General features: G+C 69.7%; 11 protein-coding genes. 7 read left to right on the top strand and 4 right to left on the bottom strand.

Annotated elements, in window-relative coordinates; translation table 11 throughout:
• Positions 1–298 precede the first annotated feature (298 nt).
• From EV292_RS13330 to EV292_RS13300, 7 genes are all read left to right on the top strand, one after another.
• The gene (locus EV292_RS13330; RefSeq protein WP_132909700.1) at positions 299–1,210 is read left to right on the top strand and encodes a YihY/virulence factor BrkB family protein; all 912 of its coding nucleotides are present in this window, start codon (positions 299–301) and stop codon (positions 1,208–1,210) included.
• A gap of 34 nt (positions 1,211–1,244) precedes the next feature.
• Positions 1,245–3,668 (top strand): glycogen/starch/alpha-glucan phosphorylase, encoded by a 2,424-nt coding sequence (locus tag EV292_RS13325; RefSeq protein ID WP_132909699.1) that lies wholly within the window; start codon positions 1,245–1,247, stop codon positions 3,666–3,668.
• The gene (gene glgB, locus EV292_RS13320) at positions 3,665–5,830 is read left to right on the top strand and encodes a 1,4-alpha-glucan branching protein GlgB (protein ID WP_132909698.1); all 2,166 of its coding nucleotides are present in this window, start codon (positions 3,665–3,667) and stop codon (positions 5,828–5,830) included. The genes EV292_RS13325 and glgB overlap by 4 nt, the downstream gene beginning before the upstream one ends.
• 258 nt (positions 5,831–6,088) lie before the next feature.
• Positions 6,089–7,348, top strand: a complete 1,260-nt coding sequence (gene glgC / locus EV292_RS13315; RefSeq protein WP_132909697.1) for a glucose-1-phosphate adenylyltransferase — start codon at positions 6,089–6,091, stop codon at positions 7,346–7,348.
• Position 7,349: 1 nt separating this feature from the next.
• A complete protein-coding gene (gene glgA, locus EV292_RS13310) occupies positions 7,350–8,924 on the top strand; it encodes a glycogen synthase GlgA (protein WP_132909696.1) in 1,575 nt (524 codons plus the stop codon).
• Entirely contained in the window at positions 8,921–10,540 is a 1,620-nt protein-coding gene (locus EV292_RS13305; RefSeq protein ID WP_132909695.1) for an alpha-D-glucose phosphate-specific phosphoglucomutase, read from the top strand. Before glgA ends, EV292_RS13305 begins: the two co-directional genes overlap by 4 nt.
• Complete coding sequence (locus EV292_RS13300) at positions 10,537–12,300, top strand: glycogen debranching enzyme (RefSeq protein ID WP_243693766.1); 1,764 nt, start codon at positions 10,537–10,539, stop codon at positions 12,298–12,300. The genes EV292_RS13305 and EV292_RS13300 overlap by 4 nt, the downstream gene beginning before the upstream one ends.
• 47 nt (positions 12,301–12,347) lie before the next feature.
• On the opposite strand, the gene EV292_RS13295 is transcribed toward EV292_RS13300, so the two are convergent.
• The 4 genes from EV292_RS13295 to EV292_RS13280 form a co-directional block, all read right to left on the bottom strand.
• On the bottom strand, positions 12,348–14,210 hold the full coding sequence (locus EV292_RS13295) for an ABC-F family ATP-binding cassette domain-containing protein (RefSeq protein WP_132909694.1): 1,863 nt from the start codon (positions 14,208–14,210) through the stop codon (positions 12,348–12,350).
• Between the two features lie 340 nt (positions 14,211–14,550).
• Positions 14,551–15,477, bottom strand: coding sequence for a rhodanese-related sulfurtransferase (locus tag EV292_RS13290; protein ID WP_132909693.1), 927 nt, complete (start codon positions 15,475–15,477; stop codon positions 14,551–14,553).
• Positions 15,474–16,274: a LytTR family DNA-binding domain-containing protein gene (locus EV292_RS13285; RefSeq protein ID WP_132909692.1), complete on the bottom strand. Its 801-nt coding sequence runs from the start codon at positions 16,272–16,274 to the stop codon at positions 15,474–15,476. The genes EV292_RS13290 and EV292_RS13285 overlap by 4 nt, the downstream gene beginning before the upstream one ends.
• Complete coding sequence (locus EV292_RS13280; RefSeq protein WP_132909691.1) at positions 16,274–17,437, bottom strand: histidine kinase; 1,164 nt, start codon at positions 17,435–17,437, stop codon at positions 16,274–16,276. The genes EV292_RS13285 and EV292_RS13280 overlap by 1 nt, the downstream gene beginning before the upstream one ends.
• Between the last annotated feature and the right edge of the window lie 42 nt (positions 17,438–17,479).

Raw genomic sequence — 17,479 nt, 5'->3', positions numbered from 1 at the left:
CGGGGCGCTCGATCCGATAGCGATCGGTCCCGGTTCTCTCCTTTTGCCCCTCCCTTCGCCCCTCCCGTCATTCCCGCGAAGGCGGGAATCCAGACACGCTGACGTTTGGTCATGAAGCGCGACGTTGGCGCGTCTGGATCCCCGCCTTCGCGGGGATGACGAAGAGGACGGGCGCGAGGTCGGCACCGTGTGCGGTCTGCAGGCGATCGGCGGCTTCGGAGACGTCGCCCCCAACCCGTTCACCCCGCGCAACAATTCTCCACGGACCCTCCGCCGCCGTCCGGCGTTGCCCCGGGTGATGCGTGTCGACCTCTCCTCGGCCGACCTGTGGCGCTCTTTCCGCGCCGACTGGTGGGGCCAGATCAAGCGGGCGTATACCGCGTCCAACGATGACAATCTCGGGATGATCGCGGCGGGTGCCGCTTTCTACATCATCTCGTCGATCGCGCCGATCCTGGCGGTGACCGTGCTCAGCTACGGTCTGTTCGCGGACGCGAGCACCGTGCAGGAGGACATACGCGCGCTGTTCACCGCCTTCCCGCGCGACGTCGCGGTGCTGATCGGCCAGCAGCTCGACACCGTGGTGTCGGGTTCGCAGGGCAAGAAGGGGCTGGGCATCCTGCTCGCGCTCGCGATCGCGCTGTACGGCGGCAGCAAGGCCGCCACCTCGATGATGACCGCGCTCAACGTCGCCTATGAGGTGAAGGACCAGCGCAGCTTCGTGGTGTGGACGCTCACCTCCTTCGCGATCGTGATCGCGGGCGTGCTGCTGGTGCTGACCGGGATCGCGACCGGCGCGCTGGCCGCGTTCATCGGCACGCTGATCCCCTGGTTTCCCGCGGTGGTGCTGGCGGTGATCCGGATCGCGACCTACGTCGCGCTCGCCGCGATCGTGGTGACCGGCGCGTCGCTGCTGTTCCGCTTCGGCCCGTATCGCCCGCGCGCGCGGCTGCGTTGGGCCACGCCGGGGACGGTGCTGGCGACCGCGCTGTGGCTGCTCGCCAATGTCGGCTTCAGCCTCTACGTCGCGAACTTCGGCAATTACGGCGCGACCTATGGCTCGCTCAGCGCGATCATCGTCGCGCTGACCTGGCTGTGGATCAGCGTCTACGCCTTCCTGCTCGGCGCCGCGGTCGACGTCCAGGCCTATCGCGGCAAGGCGGCGCCCGGCGCCATCACCGACGTAGCAACCGCGCCCGCGGCCGTTTAGGATACGCAACGACTATCACCCCGGGGGCAGACACTTGACCGCGACCACCGACGTCAGCGAGCGCGGGCCGCTCGCGCTCGCCATCATCGACACGCTCGTCCATCGCATCGGCAAGGACGAGCGCGCCGCGCGCCCGCATGACTGGCTCGAGGCGACGATCCTCACGCTGCGCAACGAGATCATCGAGCGCTGGATGGAATCGACCAAGGCCGCGCACGCCGCCGGCGCCAAGCGGGTCTATTATCTCAGCCTCGAGTTCCTGATCGGCCGGCTGCTGCGCGACACGCTCGCCAATCTGCGCCACCGCGACGAGGTCGGCGACGCGCTGCGCCAGCTGGGCGTCGACCTCGCCGCGATCGAGGAGCTCGAGCCCGACGCCGCGCTCGGCAACGGCGGCCTGGGGCGGCTGGCGGCCTGTTTCATGGAGAGCCTGGCGACGCTCGACCTGCCCGCCTACGGCTATGGCATCCGCTACGTGAACGGCATGTTCCGCCAGCGCATCGACGACGGCTGGCAGGTCGAGCTGCCCGAGACCTGGCTGGCGCACGGCAACCCCTGGGAGTTCGAGCGGCGCGAGAGCGCCTATTTCGTCGGCTTCGGCGGCGAGGTGACCGGCGACGAGGCCGGCCGCGTCCACTGGCAGCCGGGCGAGGCGGTCGAGGCGGTCGCGGTCGACACGCCCGTCGTCGGCTGGCGCGGCAAGCGGGTGAACACGCTGCGGCTGTGGACCGCGCGCAGTCTCGACCCGTTCAAGCTCGACGCGTTCAACCGCGGTGACTTCGAGGGCGCGATGGCGGATCAGCTCCGCGCCGAGAGCCTGGTGCGCGTGCTCTACCCGAATGACTCGACCGCGGCCGGGCAGGAATTGCGGCTGCGGCAGGAATATTTCTTCTCCTCGGCGTCGATCCAGGACATCGTTCGCCGCCACATCCAGTATTTCGGCGACATCCGCACGCTGCCCGATCGCGCCGCGATCCAGCTCAACGACACGCATCCCGCGGTCGCGGTGGCCGAGCTGATGCGGCTGCTGGTCGATCACCACGAGCTCGACATGGACGCGGCCTGGACGATCACCCGCGCCACCTTCGGCTATACCAACCACACCTTGCTGCCCGAGGCGCTGGAGAGCTGGCCGCTGCCGCTGTTCGAGCGGTTGCTGCCGCGCCATATGCAATTGGTCTACGCGATCAACGCCAAGCTGCTGCGCGAGGCGCGCGCCGCGGAGGGGATCGACGACCGCGCCATCGCCGCGATCAGCCTGATCGACGAGGGCGGCGAGCGCCGCGTGCGCATGGCCAACCTCGCCTTTGCCGGCGCGCACAGCGTCAACGGCGTGGCGGCGCTGCATACCCAGCTGATGAAGTCGACCGTCTTTGCCGACCTCCACCGCCTCTATCCCGATCGGATCAACAACAAGACCAACGGCATCACGCCGCGACGCTGGCTGCAGGGCTGCAACCCCGCGCTGACGTCGCTGATCGCGGAGGCGATCGGGCCGGACTTCACCGACGACGCGCAGAAGCTGCCCGCGCTCGCCCCTTTCGCCGAGGACGCGGGTTTCCGCGAGAAGTTCGCGGCGGTGAAGCGCGCCAACAAGGTCGCGCTGGCCGAGCACGTCCGCGACACGAACGGGCTGCGGCTCGATCCCGACGCGATCTTCGACGTCCAGATCAAGCGCATCCACGAATACAAACGCCAGCTGCTCAACCTGATCGAGACGGTGGCGCTGTACGACCAGATCCGCAGCCATCCCGAGCGCGACTGGACCCCGCGGGTCAAGCTGTTCGCGGGCAAGGCGGCGTCGAGCTACGTCAACGCCAAGCTGATCATCAAGCTGGCCAATGACGTGGCGCGGCGGATCAACGGCGATCCCAGCATCGGCGGGCTGCTCAAGGTGGCGTTCCTGCCCAATTACAACGTCAGCCTGGCCGAACGGATGGTGCCGGCGGCCGATCTCTCCGAGCAGATCTCCACCGCGGGGATGGAGGCCTCGGGCACGGGCAACATGAAGTTCGCGCTCAACGGCGCGCTGACGATCGGCACGCTCGACGGCGCCAACATCGAGATCCGCGACCATGTCGGCGCCGACAACATCGTGATCTTCGGGATGACCGCGGAGGAGGTCGCCGCGAAGCGCGCCGGCGGGTACGCACCCCGCGCGGTGATCGAAAATTCGGCGGAGCTGGCGCAGGCGGTGAACGCGATCGCCTCTGGCGTGTTCTCCCCGGATGACCCGAACCGCTACCGCGATCTCATGAACGGCCTGTACGACCACGACTGGTTCATGGTCGCGGCCGACTTCGACGCTTATGCCGCCGCGCAGCGCGAGGTCGACCGCCGCTGGGGCGATCGCGACGGGTGGCAGCGCAGCGCGATCCGCAACACGGCGAACATGGGCTGGTTCTCGTCCGATCGCACGATCGGCGAGTATGCGCGCGAGATCTGGGGCGTGCTGTGAGGCCGCCGGCGGCAGCGATCGACGCGCTGCTCGACGGCACCAGCGCCGATCCCTTCGCTCTGCTCGGCGCGCATGCCGGTCCCGACGGGACGTTCGCGCGCGCCTGGATACCGGGCGCGGAAAGCGCCGAGCCGCACACGCTCGCGGGCGCGCCGCTCGGCACGCTCGACCGCGTCGACGACCGCGGGCTGTTCGAGGGCGTCATCGCGGGTGATCCGCAGCCGCTGCGCTACCGCGCGCGCGGCGGCGGGGCGGAATGGTGGGTGACCGACCCGTACAGTTTCGGCCCCGTGCTCGGCCCGGTCGACGACCTGCTGATGAACGAGGGGACGCATTTCCGCCTCTACGACAAGCTCGGCGCGCACCTGCTCCACCACGAGGGCGCGGACGGCGTGCATTTCGCGGTGTGGGCGCCCAACGCGCGGCGCGTCGCGGTGGTGGGCGACTTCAACGACTGGGACGCGCGCCGCCACGGTATGCGGCTGCGCGCCGACACCGGCGTGTGGGAGATCTTCCTCCCCGACATCGGCGCCGGCCGCGCCTACAAATATGCCATCACCGGCCCCGACGGCGTGATGCAGCCGCTCAAGGCCGACCCCTACGCCTTCGCCGCCGAGCTGCGCCCCAAGACCGCCTCGCTCACCACCGCGCCGCCGACCCACGAATGGGGCGACGACGCGCACCGCGACGCCTGGGCCTCGGTCGACCCGCGGCGCGTGCCGGTCAGCATCTATGAGGTCCACGCCGGCAGCTGGGACCGCGACGAGAACGGCTGGTATCTCAGCTGGGACCAGCTCGCCGAGCGGCTGATCCCTTATGCCGTGGCGATGGGCTTCACGCACATCGAGTTCATGCCGATCTCGGAACATCCCTATGATCCGAGCTGGGGCTATCAGACCACCGGGCTGTTCGCGCCCAGCGCGCGCTTCGGCGACCATGAGGGGTTCGCGCGCTTCGTCGACGGCGCGCACCGCGCCGGGCTGGGCGTGCTGCTCGACTGGGTGCCCGCGCATTTCCCGACCGACGCGCACGGGCTCGCGCATTTCGACGGCACCGCTTTGTACGAGCACCAGGACCCGCGGCTGGGCTACCACCCCGACTGGAACACCGCGATCTACAATTTCGGGCGGCGCGAGGTGTCCGCCTTCCTCGTCAACAACGCGTTGTTCTGGGCCGAGCGCTACCATGTCGACGGGCTGCGCGTCGATGCGGTGGCGTCGATGCTGTACCGCGACTATTCGCGCAAGGCCGGCGAGTGGATCCCCAATACCGAGGGCGGGCGCGAGAACTGGGAAGCGGTGAACTTCCTGCGCGCCACCAACAAGGCAGTCTACGCGCGCCACCCCGGCGTGATCACCGTGGCGGAGGAATCGACCAGCTGGCCCGGCGTGACCACGCCGGCCTATGACGAGGGCGCCGCCAGCGCGCTCGGCTTCGGCTTCAAGTGGAACATGGGCTGGATGCACGACACGCTCCAATATATGGCGCGCGACCCGATCCACCGCCGCCACCACCACCACAATATCACCTTCGGGCTGGTCTACGCCTTCAGCGAGAATTTCGTCCTGCCGATCAGCCACGACGAGGTGGTGCACGGCAAGGGCTCGATGCTCACCAAGATGGCCGGCGACGATTGGCAGAAGTTCGCCAACCTGCGCGCTTATTACGCGATGATGTGGGGCTATCCCGGCAAGAAGCTGCTGTTCATGGGGCAGGAGTTCGCGCAGCGCCAGGAGTGGAGCGAGGAGCGCGCGCTCGACTGGGGGCTGACCAACTCGTCCGCGCATGACGGGGTGCGCAAGCTCGTGCGCGATCTCAACAAGGTCTATCGCGAGCGGCGCGCGCTGCACGCGCGCGACTGCGAGGCCGAGGGCTTCGAGTGGCTGATCGGCGACGACGCGGAGAACTCCGTGTTCGCCTGGCTGCGTCGCGCGCCCGGTGCACCGCCGGTAGCGGTGATCGTGAACATGACCCCGGTGGCGCGGATGCCCTATCGCGTGCCGTTGCCGCTGGAGGGACGCTGGCGCGAGCTGATCAACTCGGACGCGCAGGAATATTGGGGGTCGGGGCTCGGCAATCTCGGCGGCGTCGTCGCGGCGGCGGGCTATGCTGATGTGACCCTGCCGCCGCTGGCGACCGTGATGCTGGAGTTCGAAGAGTGAGCCGCGGTCAGAAGATCCGCGTGAGCACCGCGATGATCATGGCCCAGGCCAGGATCGAGGGAATAATGGCCGTCATCAACCCGCGGATCAGACCGTCGGGCGAACGATACGGATATGCGCGATCCATTGCAGATCCTCTCTTATCATTGTCGTTCCTTGATACGCCATCACTGACTGAGCAACGCGGAATCTGCTCGAGCGTTCCGAACCTAACCGGCCGACGCGCGGCAGTAAAGACGATACAGGGAGGAGTCTGACGTGGACGAACGCAGAGGTCAGCCGCTGGCACGCGATGCCATGGCCTATGTTCTGGCCGGCGGGCGCGGAAGCCGTCTCAAGGAACTTACCGATACGCGAGCGAAACCAGCCGTCTATTTCGGCGGCAAGAGCCGGATCATCGATTTCGCGCTGTCCAACGCGATCAACTCGGGCATCCGGCGGATCGGTGTTGCGACGCAATACAAGGCGCACTCGCTGATCCGCCATCTGCAGCGCGGCTGGAACTTCCTCCGCCCCGAGCGCAACGAGAGCTTCGACATCCTGCCCGCCTCGCAGCGCATCAGCGAGTTCCAATGGTATGAGGGCACCGCCGACGCGGTCTACCAGAACATCGACATCATCCAGGACATCGCGCCCGAGTTCATGGTGATCCTGGCGGGCGATCACATCTACAAGATGGACTATGAGATCATGCTGCGGCAGCACTGCGACAGCGGTGCCGACGTCACCGTGGCGTGCCTCGAGGTGCCGCGGCACGAAGCCAGCGCCTTCGGTGTGATGCACGTCGACGAGCAGGATCGCATCATCGATTTTGTCGAGAAGCCGGCCGACCCGCCGTCGATCCCGGGCCAGCCCGATCTCGCGCTCGCCAGCCTCGGCATCTACGTCTTCCACACGCGGCTGCTGATTGACCAGCTGCGCCGCGACGCGGCGACCGAGGGGTCGGCGCGCGACTTCGGCAAGGACATCATCCCGTACCTGGTGAAGAACGGCAACGCCTATGCGCACCGCTTCTCCGCCAGCTGCGTCCGCTCGCCCGAGGAGCCCGCGGCCTATTGGCGCGACGTCGGCACGGTCGACGCCTATTGGGAGGCGAGCATCGACCTCACCGACGTGGTGCCGCAGCTCGACCTGTACGACCGCGAGTGGCCGCTGTGGACCTATTCCGAGCTGACCCCGCCGGCCAAGTTCGTCCACGACATCGAGGGGCGGCGCGGCCAGGCGGTATCCAGCCTGATCGCGGGCGACACGATCATCTCGGGCTCGAACGTCCATCGCAGCCTGGTGTCGACCGGAGTGCGCGCGCACAGCTTCTCGTCGCTCGACGAGGCGGTGGTGCTGCCTTATTGCCACATCGGCCGCGGCGCCAAGCTGAGCAAGGTGGTGCTCGACCGTGGCGTGATCATCCCCGACGGGCTGGTCGTCGGCGAGGATCCCGCGCTCGACGCGCAGCGCTTTCGCCGCACCGACAAGGGGATCTGCCTGATCACCCAGCCGATGATCGATCGCCTCGGCTGACATGGCGCTCTCGGTCCTCTCGGTCGCGTCCGAGGCCTATCCGCTGGTGAAGACCGGGGGGCTGGGCGACGTGGTCGGCGCGCTGCCGGCGGCGCTGGCGCCCTATGGCGTCGAGGTCACCACCTTCCTGCCGGGCTATCCGCGAGTCCTCGCCGCGCTGGAGGCTGGTGCCGCCAAGCCCGCGCGTGCTCCGGCGAACGCCGGAGCCCAGGGCCGCGAGGGTGACGCGCGCGGCCCTGGGCTCCTGCCTGCGCAGGAGCACGGCGGTGCAGGCGAGGGGAGCCACGCGCTGGGGGCGCCGCTGCACCGCTGGCCCGACCTGCTCGGCGCACCGGCGCAGCTGCTCGAGGGCGAGATCGCGGGGCACCGCCTGCTGGTGCTCGACGCGCCGGGGTATTTCGCGCGCGAGGGCGGACCCTATGGCGACCCGGCCGGGCGCGACTGGGACGACAATTGGCGCCGCTTCGCCGCCTTCGCGCGCGCCGCGGCGGACGTCGCGGGCGGCGCGGTGGCGGGCGAGCGCTTCGACGTGCTCCACGCGCACGACTGGCAGTCGGGGCTCGCGCCGGCCTATCTCCGCTTCGCCCCGCCCGCGTCGGACGCGCCGCGCACGGTGATGACGATCCACAACATCGCCTTCCAGGGCCGCTACGACGCGGGCATCTTCGCCTCGCTGGCGCTGCCCGCGCTCGCCTTCGCGGTCGACGGCGTCGAATATTACGGCGGCGTGGGCTACCTCAAGGCCGGGCTCGAGTCCGCCGACGCGATCACCACGGTGAGCCCGACCTACGCGCGCGAGATCCTCTCGCCCGACTTCGGCATGGGGCTGGAGGGACTGATCCGCGCGCGGCAGCGCCGCGTCAGCGGGATCGTCAACGGCATCGACACCGCGGTGTGGTCGCCGTCCGCCGACACGTCGCTGCCGGCGCGCTACGACGCCGCCACGCTGGCGCGTCGCGCGACCAACAAGCGCGCGGTGGAAGAGGCTTTCGACCTCGACGCCGGCGACGGCCCGATCTTCTGCGTCGTCAGCCGGCTGACCTGGCAGAAGGGCATGGACGTGCTCGCCGACGCGATCCCCGCGCTGGTCGAGCGCGGCGCGCGGCTGGCGCTGCTCGGCTCGGGCGACGCCTGGCTCGAACAGGCCTTCCGCGACGCCGCCGCGCGCTTTCCCGGCCAAATCGGCGTGCGGCTCGGCTATGACGAGGCGCTGTCGCACCTGCTCCAGGCGGGCAGCGACGCGATCCTGATCCCGTCGCGCTTCGAGCCGTGCGGGCTGACCCAGCTCTACGGCCTCGCTTATGGCTGCGTCCCCGTGGTGGCGCGCACGGGCGGGCTCGCCGACACCGTGATCCACGCCAATGCCGCCGCGCTGGCGGCGGGGGTTGCCACCGGTATTCAGTTCGATACCGTCACATACGAGTCACTGGTGGGTGCGATCGCGCTGGCGACCGACCTCTACGCCGATGCCGCGCGCTGGGAGCAGATCCAGCGCGCCGGCATGGCGGCCGATTTCTCATGGGCGACGAGCGGTCGCCGTTACGCGTCATTGTACAGGGAGCTGCTCGCCGCATGATCGTCACCACCGCCACCACGCCGTTCGACGACCAGAAGCCGGGCACCTCGGGGCTGCGCAAGAAGGTGCGCGTATTCGAGCAGCCCAACTACGCCGAGAACTTCATCCAGTCGGTGTTCGACGTGGTCGAGGGCAAGCAGGGCGCCACGCTCGTGATCGGCGGTGACGGGCGCTACCTCAACCGCGTGGTGATCCAGAAGGCGATCCGCATGGCCGCGGCGGCCGGTTTCGGGCGCGTGGTGGTCGGCCAGGGCGGCATCCTCTCGACCCCCGCGGCCTCGAACGTGATCCGCCAGCGCGGCGCGCTCGGCGGGCTGGTGCTGTCGGCGAGCCACAATCCCGGCGGCCCCGATGAGGACTTCGGGATCAAGTACAACGTCTCCAACGGCGGCCCCGCGCCCGAGAAGGTGACCGAGGCGATCCACGCGCGCACGCTGTCGCTGAGTGAGTGGCGCGCCGCCGACAGTGCCGACGTCGACCTCGACACGCTCGGCGAGGTGACGGTGGAGGGCATGACCGTCGAGGTGATCGATCCCGTCGCCGATTATGCCGCGCTGATGGAGCGATTGTTCGACTTCGCCGCGATCCGCGCCGCCGGGCTGACCGTCGCGTTCGACGCGATGAGCGCGGTGACCGGGCCCTACGCGACCGAGATCCTCGAGCGCCGGCTCGGTTTCGCGCCGGGGACGGTGCGCAACGGCACGCCGCTGGAGGATTTCGGCGGGCATCATCCCGACCCCAACCTCGTCCACGCGCACGAGCTGTACGAGCTGATGATGTCGGCCGACGCCCCCGACTTCGGCGCGGCCTCGGACGGCGACGGCGACCGCAACCTGATCATCGGGCGCAACCGCTTCGTCACGCCCTCGGACAGCCTCGCGATGCTCGCGGCCAACGCGCATCTCGCGCCGGGGTACCAGAGCGGGCTCAAGGGCATCGCGCGCTCGATGCCGACCAGCGCCGCGGCCGACCGCGTCGCCGAGAAGCTCGGCATCCCCTCCTACGAGACGCCGACCGGCTGGAAGTTCTTCGGCAACCTGCTCGACGCCGGCATGGCGACGATCTGCGGCGAGGAGAGCGCGGGCACCGGCAGCGACCATGTCCGCGAGAAGGACGGGCTGTGGGCGGTGCTGCTGTGGCTCAACATCCTCGCCGCGACGGGCAAGAGCGTCGACCAGATCGCGCGAGAGCATTGGGCCACCTACGGCCGCAACTATTACGCGCGCCACGACTATGAGGGCGTCGACAGCGCCGCGGCGGATACGCTGATGCGCGCGCTGCGCGGCAAGCTGGCGACGCTGCCGGGGACGAGCGTCGCCGGGCTGACGATCGCCGAGGCCGACGACTTCGCCTATGAGGACCCGACCGACGGTTCGGTCAGCCGCAACCAGGGCGTGCGCGTCTTATTCGAGGGCGGCAGCCGCGTCGTCTTCCGCCTCTCGGGCACGGGCACCAGCGGCGCGACGCTGCGCGTCTATCTCGAGCGCTACGAACCCGCCGGCGGCGACCTCGACGCCGAGACCGGCGCCATGCTCGCCGACATCGTCGCCGCGGCCGAGCAGCTCGCCGCGATCCGCCAGCACACCGGTCGCGAGCGCCCCGACGTCGTGACGTGACCGCCACGATCGAGGCGGGCGGCGTCACCTTCGCGGTGCGCGCGCCCGCCGCGGCGGCGCTGTGGCTGTGCCTGTTCGACGGCGAGGTGGAGAACCGCGTCGCGATGACGCGCGACGGCGATGGCTGGCGCGCCCATGTCGCGGGTGTGGGCGAGGGCGCGCGCTACGGCTTCCGCGCCGAGGGCAACGCGCCGTTCGACAGCGCCAAGCTGCTCGTCGACCCGCACGCGACCGAACTCGACCGAGCCTTCGCCTATGACCCGCGATTGGCCGAATACGGCGCCGACACCGCCGCGCTAGTGCCCAAAGCGATGGTGCGCGCGCCGCTGCCACCGCTCGATCTGCCACCGCTCACCCGCGCGGGCGGGCTGATCTACGAGGTCAACGTCCGCGGCTTCACCATGCTGCATCCCGACGTGCCCGCGGCGCAGCGCGGCACCGTCGCCGCGCTGGCGCACCCCGCCGTGATCGCGCACCTGCGCAAGATCGGGGTGGACGCGGTCGAGCTGATGCCGATCACCGCCTGGATCGACGAGCGCCACCTGACGCCGCTCGGCCTGCGCAACGCCTGGGGCTACAACCCGGTGGTGCCGATGGCGCTCGACCCGCGGCTGGTGCCCGGAGGCCTGCGCGAGCTGCGCGACACGGTCGCGGCGCTGCGCGCGGCGGGCATCGGCACGATCCTCGACCTCGTCTTCAACCACACCGGCGAGAGCGACCTGCTCGGCCCGACGCTGTCGCTGCGCGGGCTCGACGACACCGCCTATGCGCGCGCGCCCGACGGCACGCTGATCAACGACACGGGCACCGGCAACACGCTCGACTTCGCGCGAGGCTGGGTGCGCGCGCTGGTGCGCGACTCGCTGCGCCACTTCGTCGCGCAGGCGGGCGTCGACGGCTTCCGCTTCGATCTCGCCACGGTGATGGCGCGCGGTCCCGGCTTCGCCGCCGACGCACCGATCTTCGCCGAGATCGCCGCCGACCCGCTGCTGCGCGACCGCGTGATGATCGCCGAGCCATGGGATACCGGGCCCGGCGGCTACCAGCTCGGCGCCTTCCCGGAAGGCTGGTGGGAGTGGAACGATCGCTACCGCGACGACGTGAGAAGCTTCTGGCGCGGCGACGGCGACGGCGGCGCGGGCGCGCTGGCGACGCGGCTGTCGGGTTCGAGCGACGTGTTCGGCGCCGAGCGCACCCGCGGGGTGAGCTTCGTCGCCGCGCATGACGGCTTCACGCTCGCCGACCTCGTCGCGCATGCCGAGCGCCACAACCACGCCAATGGCGAGGACAATCGCGACGGGCACGGCGGCGAGATCGCGTGGAACAACGGCGTCGAGGGCGCGAGCGACGACCCGGCGGTACTCGCCCGCCGCGCCACCGATGCGCGCGCGCTGCTGGCGACATTGTTCGCCACACGCGGCACCATCATGCTGTGCGCCGGCGACGAGTTCGGCCGCACCCAGCGCGGCAACAACAACGCTTATGCGCAGGACAATGCCACGCTCTGGCTCGACTGGGCGCGCCGCGACGTCGCGCTGGAGGAGGTCGTCGCCGAGCTGGCGGCACGCCGCCGCGCGTTACCCGCGCTGCGCGATCCGGCGCTACGGCACGACGCGCGCTGGAACCGGCTCGACGGCGCGCCGATGCGCGACTCCGACTGGGACGGCGCCGAGGGCTTCGAGCTGCGGCTGCCCGGGCTGAGCGTCACCGTCGACCGCGCCGCGCGGGCGGTGCGGATCGAACCCGGGCGCGACGACTGAGCGCGCCGCCGCGGCGGGAGCATCACCCTGCCGGCAGCGCCCCCCCCTCAGTTGGCGCTCTCCAGCGTCTCGCTCGCCTCCATCCAGCGCAGCTCGACCGTGTCGAGCACCGCCTGCACGTCGCCGCGCATCCGGCTCAGCTCGCCCATCGCCTTGCCGCGCCAGCGCGGGTCGGCGCCACTCGGATCCGCCATCGCGCGCTCGATGCCCGATCGCTCCGCGGTGAGCCGCGCGATCTCTGCCTCCAGCTCGCGCACCGTCTTGCGCAGCGCGGCGTCGCGGTCGCGCCGCTCCGCCGCGGCCTTCTTGTCGGCCTTGCGCTCGGCCTTGCTCATCCCCGGCTTGGCGGGATCGCCCTTGAGCACGAAGGCGATGTAATCGTCGAGGCTGCCGTCGAACTCGCGCGCGGTGCCCTCGTCGACCAGCACCAGCCGGTCGGCGGTGAGCTCGAGCATGTGGCGATCGTGGCTGACCAGCACCACCGCGCCCGAATAAGCGTTGAGCGCCTGCACCAAAGCCTCGCGTGCGTCGACGTCGAGGTGGTTGGTCGGCTCGTCGAGGATCAGCAGGTGCGGCGCCTCGCGCGTGATCAGCGCCAGCGCCAGCCGCGCGCGCTCGCCGCCCGAGAGCTTGCCGACCTTGGTGGTCGCCTTGTCGCCCGAGAAGCCGAAGCGGCCGAGCTGCGCGCGCACCGCGGCGGGCGTGGCGCCCCGCATGATGCGCGTCATATGCTCGAGCGGCGTGTCGTCGGTGTCGAGCTCTTCCACCTGATATTGCGTGAAATAGCCGACCTTCATCTTGGGCGTCGCGTTCATCGCGCCCTCCAGCGGGGTCAGCTGCGCCGCGAGCAGCCGCGCCAGCGTGGTCTTGCCGTTGCCGTTGCGCCCGAGCAAAGCGACGCGGTCGTCGGGATCGAGCCGCAGGTTGAGCCGCTTGAGGATCGGCGTCGCATTATAGCCGACGCTGGCGAGATCGAGCGTGATCAGCGGCGGGCGCAGCTCGCTCGGGTCGGGGAAGCCGAACGACAAGGTCGGGTCGTTCGCCATCTCCGCGATCGGCTGCATCTTGGCGAGCATCTTCTGCCGGCTCTGCGCCTGTTTGGCGGTGGAGGCGCGGGCCGAGTTCTTGGCGATATAGGCCTGGAGCTTCTCGCGCTGCGCCGCCTGGTTGGCGCGCGCCGCCTCGAGCTGCGCCATGCGCTCGGCGCGCTGGCGCTCGAACGCGTCATAGCCGCCCGGGTAGAGCGTGATCTTGCCGCCCTGGAGGTGGAGGATATGGTCGACGACGTTGTTGAGGAAGTCGCGCTCGTGGCTGACCACGACGATCGTCGCGGGATAGCTTTTGAGGAAATCCTCCAGCCACATCACCGCCTCGAGGTCGAGGTGGTTCGAGGGCTCGTCGAGCAGCAGCAGGTCCGGTTGCGAGAAGAGCAGCGCGGCGAGCGCGACGCGCATCTTCCACCCGCCCGAGAAACTGTCGAGCGGGCGCTGCTGCATCTCCTCGTCGAAGCCGAGCCCGATCAGGATCTGCGCCGCGCGCGCGGGGGCGGTGTAGGCGTCGATCGCGATCAGCCGCTCGTAGACGTCGCCGAGCCGGTCGGGGTCCTCGCAGGTCTCGCTCTCGATCATCAGCGCGGCGCGCTCGAGGTCGGCGGCGATCACGGTGTCGAACGGCGTGGCGTCGCCCGCGGGCGCCTCCTGCGCGATATAGCCGAGCCGCGCGCCCTTGGGCATGTCGGCGGAGCCGTCGTCGGGCTCGAGCTGGCCCGCGATGACGCGCACCAGCGTCGACTTGCCCGCGCCGTTGCGCCCGATCAGGCCGACGCGGCTGCCGGGCGGCAGCGCCGCGGTCGCGCCGTCGAGGATCGTGCGCCCGCCGAGGCGCACGGTGATGCCGTTGAGGTTGAGCATGCGCGCGCGTCTACCCGATCGCGGGCGGGGCGGGAAGGTGGGTTGGGTGGAGCCGTGTGGTGCGGTGCGAGAGGCGCCCCGGCGCTCCCCACTCCTTTCGTCATCCCGGCGCAGGCCGGGATCCACGGTCCCGCAGGCGCCTCCCGCCTCGAGTATGCGGCACGGTGGATCCCGGCCTGCGCCGGGATGACGGAAAAAGGGGCAAGGGAGAAGGGGAGAAGGGGAGAAGGGGGAAAGGGGGTCAGAGTAGGGCGGTACCGTGCTCCTGCGCAGGTAGGAGCACGGTGCCGCGGGCGATGCGCCCCGTCACCCTGCATTCCTGCGTGCGCAGGAACACCGCTCACCCCTCGAACCGTCGCCCGACATGCGCCTCGCCGCGCGCCTCGGCGAGCCGCTGCTGGCGGTGGCGCTCGGCGTAGCCGGCGCGCTGCGCGTCGTCGCGCGAGTCGTGGCAGGCGGGGCAGCTCACCCCCTCGACGTACAGCGGCGAGGCGCGATCCGCCGCGCTCACCGGCATGCGGCAGGCGTGACACAGCAGGTGCGTCCCCGCCACCAAGCCATGGCCGACCGCGACGCGCTGGTCGAACACGAAACATTCGCCCGACCAGCGGCTCTCCGCGGCGGGCACCTCCTCGAGATAACGCAGGATGCCGCCGTCGAGATGGTGGACCTGCTCGACCCCCTCGCGCCGGAGCAGCGCGGTCGACTTCTCGCAGCGGATACCGCCGGTGCAGAACATCGCCACGCGCGTCTTGCCCGCCAGCAAGGTGTCGCGATGGGCGCGGAACCAGGCGGGGAAATCGGCGAAGCTCGCGGTGCCCGGGTCGACGGCGCCGGCGAAGCTGCCGACGCGCACCTCATAGGCGTTGCGCGTGTCGATCACGAGCGTGGCGGGATCGTCGATCAGCGCGTTCCACTCGGCCGGCGCCACATAGCTCCCGGCCTCGGTGAGCGGGTCGACCGGCTCGCCCATCGTGACGATCTCGCGCTTCACCTTGACCTTGAGCCGGTGGAACGGCGAGGCGTCGGCCCAGCTATGCTTGAGCGACAGCGCCCCGCCCGGCAGCGCGCGGATCGGCGCGAGGAGCCGGTCGAGCGCTTCGGGCGTACCCGCCACCGTGCCGTTCACCCCCTCGCCCGCGAGCAGCAGCGTGCCGCGCACGCCGCCCGCGCGCGCGAGCTCCAGCAACGGGCCACGCAGCGCGTGCGGGTCGTCGAGCCGCGCGAAGCGGTAGAGCGCGTCGACGCGGACGGGCGCGTCGCTCAATGGACGAAGCGCGCCACCACGTCGCGGTAGCTGCGGCTCACCTTCACGCTCGCGCCCGAGTCGAGCACCAGGAAACACTCGCCGTTGGTGTGCGGCTTGACCTGCTTGACGAGGTCGAGGTTGACGATGGTCGAGCGGTGGATGCGCTGGAACCGCCGCGGGTCGAGGCGCTTCTCGAGGTCCTTCATCGTCTCGCGCAGGATCAGCGTGTTGTCGCCGGTGTAGATGCACATGTAATCGCCCGCGGCGTCGATCCGCTCGATCGTGTCGACGTCGACGCGGAAGATCTGGCCGCGATCCTTGATGTTGATCATCTTCTCGAAGCGGCTGGCGTTGACCGAGTCACCGCCGTCGCCGATCTCGGCGGCTGCTTGCGGCGCATGCTCGGCGAGCACCTCCTTGAGCTTCTCCGCCTCGCCGACGCTCTGCCGCTCGGACAGCCGCTGGCGCACGCGGTCGAGCGTGTCGGCCAGCCGCGCCTCCTCCACCGGCTTCATCAGATAATCGGTCGCCTGCGCCTCGAAGGCGCGGATCGCGTGATCGGAATAGGCCGTGACGAACACGAAGAGCGGTGGCTCGACGTCCATCAGCCCCTGCACCACCGAGAAACCGTCGAAGCCCGGCATCTGGATGTCGAGGAAGACGAGGTCGGGCTTGTGCGTCTTGATCGCGCTGATCGCCTCGCGCCCGTTCTGGCACTTGGCGATGATCTCGACGTCGTCGTGCGCCGCGAGGCGGAGCTCGAGCCCCTGGATCGCGAGCGGCTCGTCGTCGACGAGAATGGTACGAATGCTCATCACACCTCTCTATTCGGTACTTCGCGCTGGTACGGGATCTCGATCTCGACCCCGAACCCGCCCGTCGGCATGGCCCGCACATCGAAGCGGTGGTCAGGCCCGTAAGCCTGTGCCAGCCGCTCCCTGATATTGGCGATGCCGACGCCGGTGGAAAGGCTTGGCCGCGATTTGGTCGGCATCAAGCCCGGACCGGTGTCGGATACGCCGAGCAGCACCCTGTCGCCGACGAGCCGCGCGGTGACGCAGATCTCGGCGCCATCCTCCTGCGGCGTGACCGCATATTTGATCGCATTCTCGACCAGGGGCTGGAGCAGCAGCGACGGCAAGCGCGCCTTCTCCACCGCGGCGTCGACCTCGAATTTCGGGCGCAGCCGCTCCTCGAACCGCATCTTCTCGATCTCGAGGTACAGCTTGAGCGTCTCGATCTCCTGCGCGACGGTGACGTGCGCGGTGGGCTCGTTAGCGAGCGTGTAGCGCAGGAACGAGCTGAGCCGCGACAGCATCGCGTTGGCGCGCTCGGTCTGCTTGAGCAGCACCAGCGTCGAGATCGAGTTGAGCGTGTTGAACAGGAAATGCGGGTTGAGCTGATAGCGCAGCATCGCCAGCTGCGCGCTCGAGGCCTGATTCTCGAGATGCTCCATCTGATCGATCTGGTCCTCGACGATCAGGTAGAAGTTGATCCCGAAATACAGCGCCGACCAGCCCGCCAGCACGGTGAAGTTGAGGAACAAAGTGGCGAGCAGCACCGACAGGTCGATGCCGGGGGCGGCGAGCTTGATCAGGCTGAACGAGAAAGCGTCGAGCGTGGCGTAGAGGAAGGTCGCGGCCGAGAGCGTGAAGATCGAGAGCATGATGCCCGTCACGCGCGGCAGCCGGCGGTAGAAGCCGTACAGCGTCGAGAGCAGCAAAGTGATGCAATAGCCGACAATCGACTCGATGATCACCGGCACGATCGATTTCAGCGTGAAGCTGACCGACAGCGACGAGACCGAGCGCAGCAGCATATAGCCGGTCCAGCCCGCGGCCTGGAGCTTCCAGAAGGCGGCGGCCTTGTCCTCGAAGAAGGGGCGCACGAATAACTGGCGCGCCGGCGCGACGGCGTTGGTCGGGGGCGGGGCGGGAGCGGTAGGCGCGGGGGGCGCATGGGTCGCGGAGGTCGCCATCGCCGCCCCCTCTACACCCGCGAACCGCTTGGCGCAAAAGGA

Origin of the sequence: Sphingomonas sp. BK235, from assembly GCF_004345855.1 — a bacterium.
Classification (GTDB): Bacteria; Pseudomonadota; Alphaproteobacteria; order Sphingomonadales; family Sphingomonadaceae; genus Sphingomonas.
This window is presented reverse-complemented; position numbering and strand designations above follow the sequence as displayed.

What these genes read in the sequence shown, in the direction of transcription:
- EV292_RS13295 (WP_132909694.1), bottom strand. Translation starts at nt 14,210, where the DNA reads ATGCTCAACCTCAACGGCATCACCGTGCGCCTCGGCGGGCGCACGATC.
- EV292_RS13305 (WP_132909695.1), top strand. Translation starts at nt 8,921, where the DNA reads ATGATCGTCACCACCGCCACCACGCCGTTCGACGACCAGAAGCCGGGC.
- EV292_RS13285 (WP_132909692.1), bottom strand. Translation starts at nt 16,274, where the DNA reads ATGAGCATTCGTACCATTCTCGTCGACGACGAGCCGCTCGCGATCCAG.
- EV292_RS13280 (WP_132909691.1), bottom strand. Translation starts at nt 17,437, where the DNA reads ATGGCGACCTCCGCGACCCATGCGCCCCCCGCGCCTACCGCTCCCGCC.
- EV292_RS13330 (WP_132909700.1), top strand. Translation starts at nt 299, where the DNA reads ATGCGTGTCGACCTCTCCTCGGCCGACCTGTGGCGCTCTTTCCGCGCC.
- glgA (WP_132909696.1), top strand. Translation starts at nt 7,350, where the DNA reads ATGGCGCTCTCGGTCCTCTCGGTCGCGTCCGAGGCCTATCCGCTGGTG.